Source organism: Microbacterium sp. 8M (assembly GCF_902506375.1).
Taxonomy (GTDB): Bacteria; Actinomycetota; Actinomycetes; order Actinomycetales; family Microbacteriaceae; genus Microbacterium.
In genome coordinates this window covers 30,749-47,529 of the sequence record NZ_LR733284.1, presented here as the reverse complement: position 1 = coordinate 47,529, position 16,781 = coordinate 30,749, and the positions used below count along the sequence as shown (strand labels likewise).

Annotated in this window: 18 protein-coding genes and 1 pseudogene; 11 read left to right on the top strand and 8 right to left on the bottom strand. The window is 71.2% G+C overall.

Annotated features, from left to right (window positions below; translation table 11 throughout):
- Positions 1–3: 3 nt before the first annotated feature.
- Entirely contained in the window at positions 4–1,173 is a 1,170-nt protein-coding gene (locus AERO9AM_RS00230) for an ABC transporter substrate-binding protein (RefSeq protein ID WP_159574356.1), read from the bottom strand.
- Between the two features lie 295 nt (positions 1,174–1,468).
- On the opposite strand from AERO9AM_RS00230, the gene AERO9AM_RS00225 reads away from it, so the two are divergent.
- From AERO9AM_RS00225 to AERO9AM_RS00205, 5 genes and pseudogenes are all read left to right on the top strand, one after another.
- Positions 1,469–1,681, top strand: a complete 213-nt coding sequence (locus tag AERO9AM_RS00225; RefSeq protein WP_159574355.1) for an RNA-binding S4 domain-containing protein — start codon at positions 1,469–1,471, stop codon at positions 1,679–1,681.
- 237 nt (positions 1,682–1,918) lie between these two features.
- Positions 1,919–2,356: a hypothetical protein gene (locus AERO9AM_RS00220; RefSeq protein WP_159574354.1), complete on the top strand. Its 438-nt coding sequence runs from the start codon at positions 1,919–1,921 to the stop codon at positions 2,354–2,356.
- A 12-nt stretch (positions 2,357–2,368) separates the two neighbouring features.
- On the top strand, positions 2,369–3,478 hold the full coding sequence (locus tag AERO9AM_RS00215) for a sensor histidine kinase (protein WP_159577271.1): 1,110 nt from the start codon (positions 2,369–2,371) through the stop codon (positions 3,476–3,478).
- A complete protein-coding gene (locus AERO9AM_RS00210) occupies positions 3,475–4,110 on the top strand; it encodes a response regulator (protein ID WP_159574353.1) in 636 nt (211 codons plus the stop codon). Before AERO9AM_RS00215 ends, AERO9AM_RS00210 begins: the two co-directional genes overlap by 4 nt.
- Before the next feature lie 274 nt (positions 4,111–4,384).
- A pseudogene (locus AERO9AM_RS00205) lies at positions 4,385–5,127 on the top strand (sulfite exporter TauE/SafE family protein).
- A 127-nt stretch (positions 5,128–5,254) separates the two neighbouring features.
- Here AERO9AM_RS00205 and AERO9AM_RS00200 read toward each other — a convergent pair.
- From AERO9AM_RS00200 to AERO9AM_RS00190, 3 genes are all read right to left on the bottom strand, one after another.
- Positions 5,255–6,328 carry an RNA polymerase sigma factor gene (locus AERO9AM_RS00200; protein WP_159574352.1) on the bottom strand — a complete coding sequence of 358 codons (1,074 nt, stop codon included), beginning with the start codon at positions 6,326–6,328 and terminating at the stop codon, positions 5,255–5,257.
- Positions 6,328–6,720, bottom strand: coding sequence for a YciI family protein (locus AERO9AM_RS00195; protein ID WP_159574351.1), 393 nt, complete (start codon positions 6,718–6,720; stop codon positions 6,328–6,330). The genes AERO9AM_RS00200 and AERO9AM_RS00195 overlap by 1 nt, the downstream gene beginning before the upstream one ends.
- A 152-nt stretch (positions 6,721–6,872) precedes the next feature.
- Positions 6,873–7,340 carry a hemerythrin domain-containing protein gene (locus tag AERO9AM_RS00190; RefSeq protein WP_159574350.1) on the bottom strand — a complete coding sequence of 156 codons (468 nt, stop codon included), beginning with the start codon at positions 7,338–7,340 and terminating at the stop codon, positions 6,873–6,875.
- A gap of 165 nt (positions 7,341–7,505) precedes the next feature.
- On the opposite strand from AERO9AM_RS00190, the gene AERO9AM_RS00185 reads away from it, so the two are divergent.
- Both AERO9AM_RS00185 and AERO9AM_RS00180 read left to right on the top strand, forming a co-directional pair.
- Entirely contained in the window at positions 7,506–7,673 is a 168-nt protein-coding gene (locus AERO9AM_RS00185) for a hypothetical protein (RefSeq protein ID WP_201298532.1), read from the top strand.
- Positions 7,674–8,173: 500 nt separating this feature from the next.
- Entirely contained in the window at positions 8,174–9,733 is a 1,560-nt protein-coding gene (locus AERO9AM_RS00180; protein WP_159574349.1) for an HNH endonuclease, read from the top strand.
- A 243-nt stretch (positions 9,734–9,976) separates the two neighbouring features.
- On the opposite strand, the gene AERO9AM_RS00175 is transcribed toward AERO9AM_RS00180, so the two are convergent.
- Together AERO9AM_RS00175 and AERO9AM_RS00170 are read right to left on the bottom strand one after the other, a co-directional pair.
- The gene (locus AERO9AM_RS00175) at positions 9,977–10,777 is read right to left on the bottom strand and encodes a family 1 encapsulin nanocompartment shell protein (protein ID WP_159574348.1); all 801 of its coding nucleotides are present in this window, start codon (positions 10,775–10,777) and stop codon (positions 9,977–9,979) included.
- A gap of 42 nt (positions 10,778–10,819) precedes the next feature.
- Positions 10,820–11,848: a Dyp-type peroxidase gene (locus AERO9AM_RS00170; RefSeq protein ID WP_236602427.1), complete on the bottom strand. Its 1,029-nt coding sequence runs from the start codon at positions 11,846–11,848 to the stop codon at positions 10,820–10,822.
- A 165-nt stretch (positions 11,849–12,013) separates the two neighbouring features.
- On the opposite strand from AERO9AM_RS00170, the gene AERO9AM_RS00165 reads away from it, so the two are divergent.
- On the top strand, positions 12,014–12,922 hold the full coding sequence (locus AERO9AM_RS00165) for a helix-turn-helix transcriptional regulator (protein WP_159574347.1): 909 nt from the start codon (positions 12,014–12,016) through the stop codon (positions 12,920–12,922).
- Positions 12,923–13,035: 113 nt separating this feature from the next.
- Positions 13,036–13,857 (top strand): alpha/beta fold hydrolase, encoded by an 822-nt coding sequence (locus AERO9AM_RS00160; RefSeq protein ID WP_159574346.1) that lies wholly within the window; start codon positions 13,036–13,038, stop codon positions 13,855–13,857.
- A 52-nt stretch (positions 13,858–13,909) separates the two neighbouring features.
- Here the strand turns inward: AERO9AM_RS00160 and AERO9AM_RS00155 are convergent, their stop codons facing one another.
- The gene (locus tag AERO9AM_RS00155) at positions 13,910–14,950 is read right to left on the bottom strand and encodes an NADP-dependent oxidoreductase (RefSeq protein WP_159574345.1); all 1,041 of its coding nucleotides are present in this window, start codon (positions 14,948–14,950) and stop codon (positions 13,910–13,912) included.
- Between the two features lie 61 nt (positions 14,951–15,011).
- Entirely contained in the window at positions 15,012–15,398 is a 387-nt protein-coding gene (locus AERO9AM_RS00150; RefSeq protein ID WP_159574344.1) for a DUF1304 domain-containing protein, read from the bottom strand.
- 82 nt (positions 15,399–15,480) lie between these two features.
- Between AERO9AM_RS00150 and AERO9AM_RS00145 the strand changes: the two genes are divergently transcribed.
- On the top strand, positions 15,481–16,092 hold the full coding sequence (locus AERO9AM_RS00145; RefSeq protein ID WP_159574343.1) for a TetR/AcrR family transcriptional regulator: 612 nt from the start codon (positions 15,481–15,483) through the stop codon (positions 16,090–16,092).
- A 214-nt stretch (positions 16,093–16,306) separates the two neighbouring features.
- A complete protein-coding gene (locus AERO9AM_RS00140; protein ID WP_159574342.1) occupies positions 16,307–16,747 on the top strand; it encodes a hypothetical protein in 441 nt (146 codons plus the stop codon).
- The last annotated feature ends 34 nt before the right edge of the window (positions 16,748–16,781 follow it).

Below are 16,781 nucleotides of genomic sequence, written 5' to 3'. Positions count from 1 at the left end.
GGATCAGTCCTCGATCGCGACCCAGGCACCGTTCTTCAGCACGGTGGGGGTCAGCTGCGGCGAGGCCGGGCGACGGGTGTCCTTGTCGAAGGAGAGCTTGCCGTAGACGACGCTCGGGACGTCCTGGATCTCCTGGAAGCCCTTGAGGATGCCGGCGCGGTCGGTGCCGCCCTTCTTCGCGGCGGCCACGGCGACGTGCAGCGCGTCGTAGGCGCCGGCCTCGAAGAGGGTGACCTCCTTCTCCTCCGGGTACTTCTTCTTGAACGCCTTGACGAACGCCTGCACCTCGGGCGCCTTGCTGCTGGCCACGAACTCGGTGCCGATGATCGAGCCCTCGGCGTCGGGCGTCGCGTCGAAGGACTGCTCGTCCTGGCCGCCGTAGAACGTGCCGGTGAAGCCGATCGCACGCAGCTGGGTCACGAGCTTCGCGGCGTCCGGTCCGTAGCCGACGTGCGCGAACGCCTTCGGGTTGCCCGCGACGGCCTTGGTGAGCGACGGACGGTAGTCGTCGGACGTGGGGTCGATGGCTTCCGCGTCGGTGATCTTCAGCCCGATCTTGTCGGCCTCGGCCTTGAACGCCTGGAAGGCGGGGATGCCCCAGTCAGCGGTGTTCAGGTAGGTGACGCCGATCGAGTCGACGCCCTGCTTCTTGATGTAGTCGGCCGTCCAGGTGTAGCTGGCGCTGGTGGTGATGGCGCTGGACCACTGGTACTGCGTGCCCTTGGCGGTGAAGTCCGGGTTGGAGTTGTTGAAGCCGTACTGCAGCAGCTTGCCGGCGGTGTAGATCGGGGAGGCCGGGATGGACGCCGCCGAGGAGTAGTCGCCGAACACGAGCGAGATCTGCGGGTCGTTGACGAACTTCTGCGCCACGGTCACCGACTGCTTGGGGTCGGACTGCGAGTCCTCGTACTTGAGTGCGACCGGGTGGCCGTTGATGCCGCCGTCCTTGTTGACCTCTTCGACGGCGAGGTCGAACGCCTTCTTGAACTGCTCGCCGTACTGCGCGTACTGGCCGGTGGTCGCGGACGAGACGCCGAAGTAGACGGTGCTGCCCGCGGAGGCGCCCGCCGACGGTCCGTTCGCCGAAGCGGACAGGCTGCATCCGGCGAGCGCGAGGGCTGCGGTCGCCGCCGAGAGCGCGGCGACCGCGATGCGTCGAGTGTTCTTTGCCATGGGGTGCCTCCTTCGGTCGTCGCACCGCGGGTCGGTGCCGTCCGGACGCCGCGCTGTGTACGACGCCGGGACGCGCCGCGGAACGGGTAGCCGCGGCATGTGCCCACGTTCGCACGACCGCCGGATCCGCTGTCGCTGTGTGTCGGTTTTCGACATCCTGTGACGACGCCGACCGCTTCTGTGACGTCGCGCGACACCGGATCCGGGCCGAATGGATCCCTGCCTCTCCGGCAGGAGTAGGCTCCGCGGTCACCTCCGTGTCCCGGCGCCGGGATCCTCGGATACCGTGGACCGCATGAGTGACGACGTCTCCATCGGCGGCGAGAGCATCCGGCTCGGCCAGTTCCTGAAGTTCGCGGGGCTGCTCGACTCCGGCGGCGACGCCAAGGAGGCGATCATCGACGGATACGTGCGCGTGAACGGCGAGGTGGAGCGCCGCCGCGGACGACAGCTCGTCGACGGCGACCTCGTCTCCTACGAGGATCGGACGGTGCGGGTCCGGCCCTGACCGCCACCCGGTCCCTGAGCCCGTCCCGACCCCCGCTCGGCCCCTGAGCTCGTCCCGGCCCCTGAGCCCGTCCCGGCCCCCGCTCGGTCCCTGAGCCCGTCGAAGGGCGCGGTCTCCCCGAAGGTCCCTGAGCCCGTCGAAGGGCCCGGGTGAGCGGCCGCTCGCCTCCACCGATCGGTGCCCGGCCATGACCGAACGGTGGATCCCGCGGCGTGCGCCGCTGGCGACGCTGGAGTCATGAACACCGCACGCTCCGCTTCCCCCGCTGTCTCTTCCGCCGCCCTCGCCCGTCGCGCCGCGTTCCGGCCCGTCATCCTGCTGTCCTGGGCGTTCGTCGGCGTCAGCGCCGCGATGGTCGGATTCCTCGGCATCGCGAGCGCCATCGGCGTCCGCTTCGAGAGCGCGATCTGGATCCGCTGCTCGCTCGTGCTCGCCAGTGGCGTCGTGGTCCTGGCGATCGCGGCCACCGCCGCCCGCGGCTCCCGGGGCGCCTGGGTGCGCCTGAGGATCGTGTGTCCGATCATCGTCGCGGCGGTCGTCGTGATCGTGTCGCTGCCGGGATTCCTTCCCGACTGGGTGCGCATCGAGCAGGCGCTCTGCGGCCTCCTGCTGCTGCCCGTCGCCGTCCTGGTGAACCTGCCGCGCATGCGGGCGCTGTTCGCGCGGAAGGCGTAGGGTCGCCCCGTGATGGACTCGCGCTGGCGGAGCGTGCTCACGGTCGCTCCGTACCTCGTACTCGCGCTGCTCGTCGCGTTCCTCGTCCTCACCCAGTGGGCGCGGCCGGAACGCCTCGCGCCGATGCTGGTCCTGTGCGCGGCCTACGGACTCTGGGTGCTCGTGATGCGGACCCTTCCGTTCCGCTGGCACGACCGGCCGGCCGCAGTCGCGGTCTTCCTCGCCGGCGCCATCGTCCTGAACCTGCTGCTGGTGCTGCGAGACGGCACGTTCGGATTCCTCGCCATCGCGACCTTCTCCTTCGCCTATTCGCTCGCCGACTGGCCCTGGGAGCTGCTCCCCGTCGCCGGCACCGCCGTGGTCGCCGGGCTCGCGCAGAGCTCGGGGTTCCGAGGGGATCCGGCCGGCACGATCGGCACGGCCGCCGTGATCCTGCTGAACATCGCGGTCATGTGCGGTATGTCCTTCGGACTGCACCGCGCCGAGAAGAGCCTGCATCGCGCGGCCGTGCAGGACGAGCGCGCCCGGCTCGCCCGCGAGATCCACGACACCCTCGCGCAGGGGTTCACCGGCATCATCACGCAGCTGCAGGCCGCCGAGCAGGCGCCCGACGAGGATGCCCGCCGTCGTCACACCGACGCGGCGCTGGCCCTCGCCCGCGACGGCCTCGCCGAGGCGCGCCGCTCCGTGCAGGCGCTGCGACCCACCGCCCTGGAGCAGACCTCGCTCGCCGATGCGCTCTCCGGCGTCGCCCTGTCGTGGTCCGCACGCACGGGCATCCCGGCCGCGGTGTCCGTCTCCGGCACGGCGCGGCCGCTGCCCACCGAGACCGAAGTGGCCCTGCTTCGCACGGCCCAGGAGGCGCTCGCCAACGTGGAGCGCCACGCCGCCGCCCGGCGCGTGACGGTGGCCCTGGGTATGGACGACGGCCGGGTGCGCCTCGAGGTGCGCGACGACGGGCGCGGTTTCGACGTGGTCGACCGGGTGCAGCGCGAGCCCGGACGCTCAGGCGGGTACGGCCTCATCGCGATGCGGGAGCGCCTGGAGGCGGCGGCGGGTGCGCTGCAGGTCGACTCCCGGCCGGGGCGCGGCACCGTGGTGCGCGCGGAGGTGCCGGCATGACCGCGATCACACTGCTCGTCGTCGACGACCACCCCGTGGTGCGCGACGGCATCGTCGGCATGGTCGGATCCGCCGAGGACATCACGGTGATGGGAGAGGCGGCGGACGGTGCCGAGGCCGTCGCCCTCGCCCAGGTGCACGCGCCCGACGTCGTGCTCATGGACCTGCGTATGCCGCGGATGGACGGGGTCACGGCGCTGCGCGAGTTCGCGCGGCACGGGATCGCCAGCCGGGTGGTGGTGCTGACGACGTTCGATGCGGATGCGGACGTGCTGCCGGCCATCGCCGCCGGCGCGACCGGCTACCTGCTCAAGGACGCCTCCCGCGACGAGCTGCTGCACGCCATCCGGGCAGCGGCGGCCGGGCGGACGGTGCTCGCCCCCGAGGTCGCATCCCGGCTCGTCGGCCGGGTCCGCACGCCGGAGGCGAGCCTGCTCACGCCCCGCGAGCTCGAGATCCTCGGTCTCATCGCGGACGGCGCCACCAACCGCGCGGCCGGTGACCGGCTGCACCTCAGCGAGGCGACGGTCAAGACCCACCTGCTCAGCATCTACGGCAAGCTCGGCGTCGGCGACCGCGCCGCGGCGGTCGCCGAGGGCTTCCGGCGGGGGCTCCTGGACACCGCGGGCTGACCTGCCCGACACCTGAGCCCGTCGAAGGACCCGGACCGCCCCACCCGGTCCCTGAGCCCGTCGAAGGGCCCGGACCGCGACACCCCGTCCCTGAGCCGTCGAAGGACCTTGACGGCCCCACCCGGTCCCTGAGCCCATCGAAGGATCCGGACTGCCCCACCCCGGTCCCTGAGCCCGTCGAAGGGCCCGGACTGCCCCAGATCCCCTGATACGTTTCGAGGATGCCCCTGCATCGCCCCGCGACCGTTCACCTGCCGCTCCGGAGCGTGCGCCCGTGATCGATCTCGCGCCGTGGGCGTGGATCCTGCTGGCCGTGGCCGGCACGGTCGTCGGGCTCTCGAAGACCGCGCTGCGGGCGCGAACACCGTCTCGATAGCGATCTTCGCGGCACTGCTGCCCGCGCGCACGTCGACCGGCGCGCTGCTGCTCCTGCTCATCGTCGGCGACGTGTTCGCCCTGCTCACCTGGCGGCGGCACGCGCACTGGCCGACGCTGCTGCGGCTCGCCCCGGCCGTCGTCGGAGGGCTCGCGCTCGGCGCCCTGTTCCTGGCTTTCGCCGGCAACACCGTCGTGCGGCCCGTGATCGGCGTGATCCTGCTCGCGATGGTGGCGATCACGCTCTGGCGGCGGAGGCGCGCGGGCGAAGCTCCCGAGGGCGCCTCCCCTCTCGGCACCACACTCGGCTACGGCGCGCTGGGCGGGTTCACGACCATGGTGGCCAACGCCGGCGGGCCCGTCATGTCGATGTACTTCCTCGCCATGCGCACGCCCGTGAAGGTGTTCCTCGGCACCGCCGCGTGGTTCTTCGCCATCGTGAACATCGTCAAGGTGCCGGTGCTCGCGAGTCTCGGGCTCATCACTGTGCCCGTGCTCCTGATGGACGCCGTGCTCGTGCCGATGGTGGTGATCGGCGCGCTGCTCGGCCGCTGGCTCATCCCGCGGATCGACCAGGCGCTGTTCGACCGGATCGTGCTGATCCTGACCGTGCTCGGGGCGCTCTATCTGCTGATCCCGTAGAGCTGCCGGTCCCGTAGAGCGCCGGTCCCGTGGAACGCCGGGTCAGAGCGCGGGAGGCTCGGATGCGGCCGGATCGGATCCCGCACGTCAGACTGCACCGGATCCGGAACGGGCGGGCTGCTCGCGCCTACTCCCCCGCCTCCACGGCGGCGAGCGCCTCGACCGCTCCGCGGGTGGGCGCGATGCGCACCAGTCCGCGGTACAGCCGCCGCAGCGCTTCGCGGTCGGTCACCCCGGTGCGCGCGCGGTCGCAGTGCACCGACTGGATCGCGGCCTCGAGCTGGAACCGCCCCGGCGCGCCGCCCTCGGCGATGCCGCTGAGCCGCGCCGCGCGATGCAGGAGCGCCTCGCCCTCCGCGATGAGGGCGCGATCCCAGAGCGCAGGGTCCTGCTCGGCGAGGGAGGGCCAGCGCTCCCCCGGCGCCGGTGGCACGCGCGCGGGAGCCCGCGACTGCGCGAGGGTGAGCAGCGCCGCCAGGCCCCACGCCTCGGGATCCGTCTCCAGCAGGGTCGCCGTGAGCACCGCGAGCCAGCGGGCCTCGTCGGCGAGCGAGGTGCGCACGTCGTCGTGCTCGCCCAGCCAGTCCAGGGCGTAGGCGCCGTAGATCGCCTCGAGCACGGCGGCGGTGCGGGCGGGCATGTCGGCGCGGGTGGGCAGCACGAAGCGGATGCCCGCGTCGCGGATCTTCCGCTTCGCGCGGACCAGGCGCTGCGCCATCGCCGCCGGCTCGATGTCGAACGCCCGGGCCACCTGCGCCGCGTCGAAGCCGAGCACGGTCTGCAGCATGAGCGGCGTGCGGATGCCCGCATCGATCGCGGGGTGCGCACAGGCGAACAGCAGTTCCAGCCGTCGATCCGGGATCCCTTCGCCGCGCTCGACGAGGGCGGCGATGTCGATGCCGGCGTCGGGGTCGACGCCGTCCGAGAAGGCCTCGTCGTCGAGCGGTGCGCTGGTGCGGTGCGCTGCCGATCCCCACACGTCGCGGAGTCTGTTGCGGGCCACGGTGAGCAGCCATCCTTCCGGGTTGTCCGGCACGCCCGCCTCGGGCCAGGCGCGCAGGGCGCGTTCCAGGGCGTCGGCGAGGCAGTCCTCGGCGAGTGCGAGGTCGCCGGTGGCCCGGGCGAGCAGCGCCACCAGGCGGCCGTACGAGGCGCGCACCGCGCGTTCGGCGGCGGTGCGCGCCTCCTCGGCCGCGCTCATCAGGGCAGCTGCACCGGCGATGCGCCCTGCCAGGCGCCGTCGGCGAAGCGCGTCGCGACCGGCCGCACCTCGACGGCGCCCCAGCCGACCGACGGAGCCTGCTGGGCCCAGGCGATCGCCGCGTCGAGGTCGTCCACCTCGATGACGAAGGTTCCGCCGAGCTGCTCCCTGGTGTCGGCGAAGGGGCCGTCCTGGACCACGAGCTGACCGTCTCGCACGCGCACCGTGGTGGTCGCGGTCGAGGGATGCAGCACCTCGGCGCTGCGGAGCACTCCGGCCTCGTCCAGTGCCTTCGCGTAGACGTCGAAGGCGCGCATCCCCTCCGCGAGAGCCTCCGGGCCGAGCTCCTCGGCACTCATCTCGGGGTACTGCAGCAGAAGCGTGTAACGCATGATCCGTCCTTTCGTGAGGATGTCGACATCATGGTGACGATCGAAGGACCCGCCGATCGACATCCTCCTCCGGCGGATCCGGATCCGCACCCGCACGGGCCGGATCCGGATCGCCGTCAGAGGCTGATGACCGCGGCCGATCGTCGGGGTGCTCAGAGGCTGCCGAGCACATCGTGCGGATCCGCGTCGAGGGCGAGCGTCTCGAGCACCCGCAGCAGCTGCCGTTCCTCGAAGGCGAAGTGGTTCTCCATGATCGCGCCGATGCCGTCGAGGTGCCGGTCGAGGTCCGCCGGCGCGCGGCCGTGGTCCATCGCCGCGCTGAGTGCGGTGAGCAGCACGTCGATCATGGCGTGATCCTCCGAGAGAGTGCGGAGCACGGGAGCGAGCTCCGGATGCGCGGCCTCGATGGCGGGGAACAGCGCGCGGTCCTCGCCGCGATGGTGCTGGTCCAGTGCCGTGCAGAAGCCCCGGCAATGCAGCAGCAGATCGCGCCCGGGACTCTGCGGGCCGGATTCGGCCCCGCTCGCGCGTACGACCTTCAGCGCCTCCCGCAGTCGTCCGTGCGCCTGCCGCAGTTCGTTGCTCCAGGCGATGAGCCTGGCCGTCTCGCGCTCAGTCACGCGAGAGCGAAGGGTGGGACGAGGACATCGTCTCTCCTTCCGTCCGGCGCCTCCATGCCTGACACGGTCTGCCACCGGCACGCGACGCTCGGCCCAGCATATCGGCGGCGACGCAGCGGGCGTAGGGTTGCCGCGAGGTCACCGCGGATGAGCAGAGGAGATGCCATGTTCGGAGAGAAGCGCGAAGAGAAGCGCGAGGAGGCGGCGCTCGCGGAAGCGCGGGCGCAGGCCGAGGCCGCCGTCGAGGACAGCGAGACCGACGACGCCTCCTTCGAGCCGGACGAACGGGTCGAGGAGGGGTTCGAGCCGGACAGCGGCGACGTGCGTCGGTAGCGTCTCCGGATGGCGGGCCGCCGGTGCGCCGGCCGCAGATCGCGGCTGAACGGATCGCGCCTCCGGCCCCGGGTTGGTCGCGTCAAGTCCCTGAGCTTGTCGAGGGGCCCGGTCCCTGAGCGAGGCAAGCATCCGGTCCCTGAGCTTGTCGAAGGGCCCGGTTCCTGAGCGAGGCAAACCCGGTCCCTGAGCTTGTCGAAGGGCCCGGATCCGTGGTCGGACGCTTCGACAGGCTCAGCGACCGACGGCTGGCACCTGAGCTCGTCGAACACGGGCTCTCCTCCGGCCCCTGAGCGGGGCATGCGCCCGGTCCCTGAGCTTGTCGAAGGGCCCGGATCCGCGCCCCTTTCGGTCCCTGAGCGAGCCGAAGGCGAGACGAAGGGCGCCGCGCGCGCTCTAGATCTGTGGCGCGGATCTTGTGATCTGGTTGTGATCTTTTCCGGATCCGATCAGGCCCTTTCCGGCCTGGGAATGTCGGTGGTCCCGGGTTGAATAGGGGTATGACGAACACGGTCGGCGCGGTTCAGGATCCCGGGGTGGACCCGGTGGATCCGGTCGCTGTGCTGGCCATGGTCACATCCGGGGTGGCGGCGACGGAAGCGTCGATCATCCGGTTGCAGGCGGTGCGGGACGCACACCTGGCCGTCGCCCAGCGCCTCGCCGAACACCTCGCTGCGGCCGGCGGCACTTCCGCGGTACGGGGTGAAGCAGTGGACCTGGCCGCACGCAGCGTGGCGGCGGAACTGGCGGCGGTGCTGCACATGTCGGACCGGGTCGTGCAAGGCCGGATGGCCCGGGCGGCGGAGTTGATGACCCGGTACCCGACCACCATGCAGGCATTCAGTGACGCGCGGATCAACACCGCCCACGTGCGTCTGATCCAGGACACCGCGGCACGCCTCGACGACGAGGTGCGGGCGGAGTTCGAACACGCCGCGGTCGCGGCGTGCGAGGGTGAGACGCCGCATCGGGCGCAACGGATCGTGGAACGCATCGCGGAACGGTTGGCCCCGCGGTCGTTGACGGAGCGGCACCGCACCGCGCAGGAGAAGCGGACCGTGTGGCGGGAAGAACTCCCCGACGGGCAGAAACAGCTCGGGCTCATCCACTCCGCGGCGGTGATCGACGGGATCTTCGACCGCCTCACCCAACAAGCCCACCTGGTGAAGACCGCGAACGCGAAAGCGGCGAAGAACTCCGCCTTGGGAGTCACCCCGGCCCCGGACGAACTCGGCGACTCCGAAGAGCTCGGCAACCCGGATGGGCCCGGCGACTCGGACGGGCCCGGCGACTCCGAAGGACTCGGCGACCCTGCCGATGACCGCTCCCTCGACCAACTCCGTGCGGACCTGTGCGCGGACACGCTCCTCACCGGTTCTCCGTCCGGACACGACACCGCGGTCGGGCTGCTGTCCGCGATTCAGGCGCGGGTGGAGGTGACGGTGCCCGCGTTCACGGCCATGGCACCCGACCAGGCTCCGCACCGCGGATCCCCCACGCGCCCGGTATCTGCGTTCGAGATCCGCACCGCGCAGCGGACCGAGCAGCCAGGTGAGCACGCCGACCTGTGGGCCGCCTTCCGCGTCCGTACCGAGCTGCCCGCGGAGCTCGCGGGCGGGCAGCCCATCGACACGCACACCGCCCGGATCCTCGCCGGCGGAGCCACCGCATGGGAACGGGTACTCACCCACCCGGTCACCGGGGCGATCCTCGCCGTCGACCACTACCGACCCAACGCCGACCTCCGCCGGCTCCTCCACGCCCGCGACTCACGGTGCCGGTTCCTCACCTGCGGACTCCCACCCCGAACCCAAGACCTCGACCACACAGTGGACGCCGCCCACGGCGGGCCCACCGAAGAAGGAAACCTCGGCGGACTCTGCCGACGCCACCACGTCCTCAAACACCAGACCGCGTGGAAGGTGAAACAACTCGGCGCCGGGATCCTGGAATGGACCAGCCCCACCGGCGCGAGCTACATCGACAAACCACCCCCACCCGTCACCTTCACCATCCACCAACCAGACCCACCACCCGACGACGAATCGGCACCGTTCTGACCGCGACTCCGACCGGGAGACCGGATCCGGACACGTCACCCGACCAGCCGCCGTTCTGACCGTGACTCCGACGGCGTCAGCGACCGACGACCTCAGCGTTCGACGGCGTCAGCGTCCACCGGCCTCCGCGCCCGACAGCGTCAGCGACTGACGGCGTCAGCGTCCGCTGGCCCCGCGACCGACGGCCTCCGCGCCCGACGACCTCAGCGACCGACGGCGTATGCCGCGACGGAGGCCGCCCTGTCAGCGGAGGACGACGCTGGCTTCGGAGGTGTAGGCCGAGAACGTCACGGACTCCTGCGCGTACAGCCGGATCCCGTCCGCGTCATGCGAGAGGTAGCCGATCGACACGTCCTGGCCGAGGGTGAGCGCGTAGTCCCCGCCGCGCATCGAGAGCACGATCGCGCCGTCGAGTGCCGGGGCGAAAACGATCTTCCCCTCGTCGCCGAGCAGGCGTCGAAGGTGCTCGTGCACGGGATAGCCGTGGTCGACCGTCTCGGACGCCGCGGTGTACAGCTCGGCCGAGAGCAGCAGCGCGTACGGGCCCTGAACGCCGACGGTTCGAAGCACGGTGAGCGCCCGAGCGACCGCTGCCGGCAGCTCGCGCGGATCCGATGGCAGCGGGATCGCCGCATTCGAGCTGCTCGCGACGATGCCCTGGACCCCGGCGGCCTCGGACCCGGCGAACACGAGCGTGTCCTCGGCGGTGGCCAGCGCCTCGACGGCGTCCTTCACGGGCTGCCAGTCGGAGTCCTGCGCCCCGCGCTCGACGTCGTCGACGGCCGCACGCGTCACGGTGAACGGCGCACGCAGTTCGACGAGGGGCTGCACCTGACGTCGTCGCGCCTCGACCGACGGCCCGGGAGCGGCGATCGTCTCGACGTGCCCGGTGCCGATGGCGGACAGACCGGATCCGCCCGCCTCCGGCACATCGACGACGCGCCGGCCGGCGATCCGGGTGATGAAGGTGCGTCGCGCCTCGTCATCGATCTGTTCCCACGCGGCCGAGGAGATCGGTGCGAGCCTGCGGTGGAGGTTGTCCATGTCATCGACCTTTCACTGTCAGAGGCTTTCGTCGTCCGGGCGTCAGCGCACGTCGGAGGTGCGCAGACCCCCGATGCCCAGATCCGTTGCTGCGGCATCGGCCACGGGGGTCTCCCCCACGGCCGCCGTGTCGGCGATCTCCGCGCCGCGGCCGGGTGGCACGTCGTCGAGGAAGTCGAGGGCGGGCGCGAAGAACAGGGTGCCGGTGTGCGCCGTGGAGAAGTCCAGGATCCGGTCTGTGTTGCCGGGCGGGCTGCCCAGGAACATGTTGCGCAGCATCTGCTCGATCACGCCCGGATCCGCCGCGTAGCCGATGAAGTAGGTGCCGAACTCGTCCGTCCCGAGCTCGCCGAACGGCATGTTGTCGCGGAGGATCTGCCGCTGGACACCGTCGGCGTCGACGATCGTGTTGAGATGGACGTGCGAGTTGATCGGCTTGACCGCATCCGGCATCTCGACGTCCTCGAGCTTGCTGCGCCCGATCACGCGCTCCTGCTCCTCGACCGATAGGGCGCCCCAGGACGCCAGGTCATGACGGTACTTCTGCACGATGATGTAGCTGCCGCCCGCGTAGGCCGGATCCTCGTCCGCGATGAGGACGGCGGCGGGAGCCGCAGCGCCCTCCGGGTTCTCGGTGCCGTCCACGAAGCCGAGCAGATCCCGCTCGTCGAAGTACTTGAAGCCGTGGGTCTCGTCGACGACCTGGGCGTGGCCGCGCAACCGGTCCATCACCTGCCGGGACAGCTCGAAGCACACATCCATGTGATGGGCGCGCACGTGCAGCAGCAGGTCGCCCGGAGTGCTCGGCGCGCTGTGCCGCGGCCCGTCCAACGGCACGAACGGATGCAGGCCCTGCGGACGCGGCAGCGAGAACATCCGGTCCCAGAACTCCGCACCGATGCCGAGGACGCAGTTCAGCTGGTCGTCGGGTACGCGGAACGAGACCGACCGCGTGATGCTCGAGAGGTCAGCGAGGACATCGCGCACGACCTCTTCGCTGCCCTCGTTCACCGTCAGCACGAGGAACAGCGCGGCGCGCGCCGGCGGTGCGACGAACTGCTGTGTGACCAATGGATCCCGTCCCCTCCGCGCGCGTTCGCGATGCAGGGTCAGCCTGTCACGGGGACCGTGCGCCTTCAACTCGCCGACGGCGATCCGGCCCGACATGCCCGGGCGGGGGGACGCCGTGGCGGAGAATCGAGGCATCCCCTTTTCCGCCCCCGACCGAGGATCTGCGTGAGCGACTCTCTCAACGCCCTGGGACGCTACGTGCGCGCACGACGCGGAGTGCTGCAGCCCGAGGACGTCGGGCTCACCCGGCAGCCGGGGAGGCGGGTCGCGGGGCTCCGTCGCGAGGAGGTGGCCGAGCTCGCCGGCATCAGCGCCGAGTACTACCTGCGCATCGAGCAGGGGCGGGTCGGACGGCCGTCGGAGCAGGTCCTGGAGGCGCTCGCGCGCGCCCTCCGCCTCGACGACGAGTCGGTCGCGCACCTGCACCGTCTCGTCACGGCGCGGCCCTACCGACCGCAGCCCGCCGACGCGGAGACCGCCGAGCGCATCGCACGCACGCTCTCCCGCTGGTACCGCACCCCGGCCTACATCTCCGACCCGCACCGGGACATCGTCGCGGCCAACGCCCTCGCCACGGCGCTGGGACACGGAGGGCTCGCCGTGGGCTCCAACCAGATCGCCGGGCTCTTCAACGACCGGATGAAGAGCACCCTGCGGGAATGGGAGGAGATGACCCGATCCGCCGTGGCGACGCTCCGCCGCGATGCGCATCCCGATTCGCCCCGGTTGGCCGAGCTGATCGGCGAGCTCTCGGCGGATCCGGATTTCGTGCGCATCTGGGACCGCCATGACGTGTCCGGCCCCGAGGACACGACGTTCCACATCGCGATCGAGGGCTTCGGCGACGTCGCGATCGATGCGCACAACTTCGCCGTGCGCAGCCTCCCGGGCTATCAGCTCACCGTGCTGTCCGCCGGGCCGGGCGGGAAGGCCGAGACGCTCTTCGCCGGCCTCGCCGCATCCGTGCCGCTCTCCACCGGAACGGTCCCCACGGGCCCTCCGGCGCCTTCGCCCACCGCCGGCCCGGCCGCGGCGCCGACCGCCCCTCCGGCCGCCAGGCCGACCGGAGGGTAGTACTCCGCGGGCCTCCCTCCCGCGTCCGTTCCCGGCCTAGCGTGTGTCTCGCGACGGCGCGGCGATCCGTCGCCGTCTCGCGTCGCACTCCCCTCCCCAGGAAAGGACACACGATGCCCTACATCACCACGCCCGACGGCACCGAGATCTACTACACCGAGCTCGGCGAGGGTCGCCCCGTGATCTTCAGCCACGGCTGGCCGCTGAACTCGGACGCGTGGCAGAAGGAGCTCAAGCTCTTCGCCGACGCCGGCTACCGCGCCATCGCCCACGACCGCCGGGGTCACGGCCGCTCCTCGCGCACGTACCACGGCAACGACATGGACACGTATGTGGCCGACCTGGCCTCGCTGGCCGAACAGCTGGACCTGCAGGACATCCTGCTCGTCGGGCACTCCACGGGCGGCGGCGAGGTGTTCCGCTACGCGGCGACCCGCGGAGCCGGCCGGGTCTCCAAGGTCGCGACGGCGGGCGCGGTCCCGCCGCTCATGCTGCAGACCGAGACCAACCCCGAGGGCACGCCGCTCGAGGTCTTCGACGGCATCCGTGCCGGAGTGCTCAACGACCGGTCGCAGTTCTACAAGGATCTCGCCGAGACCTTCTTCGGCTTCAACCACCAGCCGGACAAGCGCTCGCAGGGCCTCGTCGACGACTTCCAGCGCCAGGGCATGATGGCCGGCCTCAACGCCGCCTACGACTGCGTGAAGGTCTTCTCCGAGACCGACTTCACCGAGGATCTCAAGGCCCTCGATGTCCCGATCCTCATCGCGCACGGCGACGATGACCAGATCGTCCCCATCGCCGCGGCGGCGGAGAAAGCGATCACCCTCGTCTCGCAGGGCACCCTGAAGGTCTACCCGGGCGCGTCCCACGGCATCTGGGGCGACTACCAGGTCGCGCTGGACGACGACATCCTCGCGTTCTTCGCGGAGTGACGCCGAAGCGGCGGGGGCCACGGCACCCCGCCGCTTCGTCCGCCCCGTGGGCTCAGGCGCGCTCGGCCGTGCCTTCCGCGGGGGCGATGCGCACGAGCATCTTGCCCGTGTTCGCGCCGCGCATCATGTCGAGGAACGCGTCCACCGTGTTCTCGATGCCGTCGACGATCGTCTCGTCGTAGGCGATCCGCCCCTCGGCGAACCAGGCCGTCATCTTCTCCTGGAACTCCGGCGCAAGGCCGAGGTACGCCGCGAGCGTGAAGCCCTTCAGGGTGAGGCCGCGGGTGATGATGTTGGCCATGTTGTCCGGTCCCGGGGTGCGGTCCGTCGTGTTGTATCCCGCGATCGCACCGCACAGCGCAGCGCGGCCGCCGTCGTTGAACGCGTCGAGCGCCGCCTCCAGGTGGTCGCCGCCGACGTTGTCGAAGAACACGTCGACGCCCTCCGGCGCGGCGGCCGCGAGCTGGCCGCGCACGTCGCCGTCCTTGTAGTTGAAGGCGACGTCGTATCCGTACTTCTCGGTCAGGAGCGCGACCTTCTCGGCGGAGCCCGCAGAGCCGATCACGCGCCCCGCGCCCAGGAGCTTCGCGATCTGACCGACCGCGGTGCCGACCGCGCCGGCCGCACCGGAGACGAACACGGTGTCGCCGGGCTTCATCCCCGCGATCGCGGTGAGGCCGACGTACGCGGTGAGCCCGGTCATCCCGAGGATGTGCAGACGCAGCGACGACGGGAGCCCGGGGATATCCGGCACGGGGCGGAACGTCGCCGCCTGGGCCTGGACCACGTCGGCCCAGCCGTGCTGGTGCAGCACGAGCGTGCCGACCGGCAGCTCCGGGGCGTCCGAGGCGACGACCCGGCCGATCGCGCCGCCGGTGATGGTCTCGCCGAGGGCGTACGGCGGCACGTAGCTGCGGACATCGTTCATACGTCCCCGCATGTACGGGTCGACGGAGACGAACTCGTTGCGCACGCGCACCTCGCCGGCAGCGGGGTCCTCGTAGACGACCTCGGCGGTCTGGAAGTCGCCCGGCGTCGGCCAGCCGACCGGACGCTTCGCGAGCTGGATCTGGGTGCTCAGGGCACGGGACATGGAACTCCTTCGTGAGGGGTTTCGTGAGGGATAGGGGGTGAGGATGAAGCGGACGGACCGGTCAGAGCGCGAGGCCGACCGCCAGGACGATCGTCGCCACGGCCGGGATCACGCCCTGCTTGAGCGCAGCGCCCCGCTTGTCGGGGCTCGACAGCAGCAGCACGAGCGCGGCGGCGGCCATGGATCCGGCTCCGGTGAGCACGAGCGTCGCTCCGACGACGGGAGCCCCGACGGCGAAGAAGACGATCCCCGCGAAGACCGCGATCGCGAGGAAGAGGTTGTAGAACCCCTGATTGAACGCCATCGACTTCGTCGCGAGCGCCTCGTCCTCGGTCATGCCGAAGGTCGCGCGCACCCGGGGCGTGGTCCACGCCAGCGACTCCATGACGAAGATGTAGACGTGCACGAGCGCGGCGACCGCGGCGAAGATCAGACCTGCGACGACCATGATGGGACTCCTCTGCGTGAAACCTTTTCTGTAACGACCTGTCCAATATATACTGGATCGGTCATTACAGAAAAGAGCGACCATGGCACGCACCCAGAGCTTCGACCACGACACCGTGGTCCGCGCGGCCCGCACGCTGTTCTGGAGCGTCGGCTACGAGAGCGCCTCGATCCCCGAGCTGGAGTCGGCGACCGGGCTCAGCCGCTCCAGCATCTACAACGCGTTCGGCTCCAAGCGGGGCCTGTTCGACGCCGCGGTGCAGAGCTATCTCGATGAGGTCGTCCGCCCCCGGCTGCAGCCGCTGTCCGCAGAGCCCGTCCAACCCGACGCGATCATCGCCTATCTGCAGGGCCTGCACGACGCGTTCGGCACCCTGAGCTCGATGCCGGCGTCGCACGGCTGCCTGCTCGTGAACGCCGCCGGCGCACCGATCGCGCAGGATCCGAAGGTCGCCCGGGTGATCGCCGACTACCGCGCAGAGCTCCGCGACGCGTTCGCGCGCGGCGTGCAGGCGCACGCCCCTCATCTCGACGCAGCCGACCGCGGCCGCCTGGTCGACGCGATCACGAGCAGCGTCGTCGCCGCGTTCGCTCTGGCCCGCATCGACCCGGCCGAGGCGGCCCGCGGTCTCGCCTCGGCGATCGAACTCCTCGCCCGGGAGGCGGGCCGGGCGCAGGTGCGGCACACCGTCTGACCCCTTAGGGTCGTGCCGGACCCGCGTGACACGGCCGGACGCCTCGCGGCTCCGCGCACCCGAGGATCGGCTCCGCGCACCCGAGGATCGGCTCCGCGCACCCGAGGATCGGTGTCACGCAAGGGGGTCGCCGGGAGCGGCAAGCCGACGTACTCTCCTCCCCAAGCGATGCGCGCGAGCGCGACGCCCGCGCATCGGAGCGAAGGGAGTGGACATGACCGACCACACGGACATCCGAGCGGAGAACGAGCAGCGCCTTCTCGTCGTCACCATCGATGACGAGCGGGCCCGGATCCTCGACTTCGACCTGCACAGCCGCACGGTCTCCGACTCGGAGCGGCGCGTGCGCAACGACGATCCGTGGGCGCGCAACCTCCGCACCGTCGAGCGACGCCTCGGGCATGACGATGTGCAGGACCTGGTGCCGTTCTTCGAGGAGACGGCGCGGGTGCTGCAGGACGAGTACCTCGGCCGCCGGTTCGTGCTGTTCGGGCACGGCGACGGCAAGTCGAACGCTGCGGCGATGTTCCTCGAGCGCCTGCGCGACCACCACCCGCTGGTCGCCGACGCCGTGATCGCTCAGCGCCGGATCGACCTGAGCGCCGCGACCGATGCCGACCTCGTCGAGGCCGCCGTTTCCGCGACCGAGGGCTGAGCAGTCGACCGGCTCCCCGTCCCGACGGAGACCC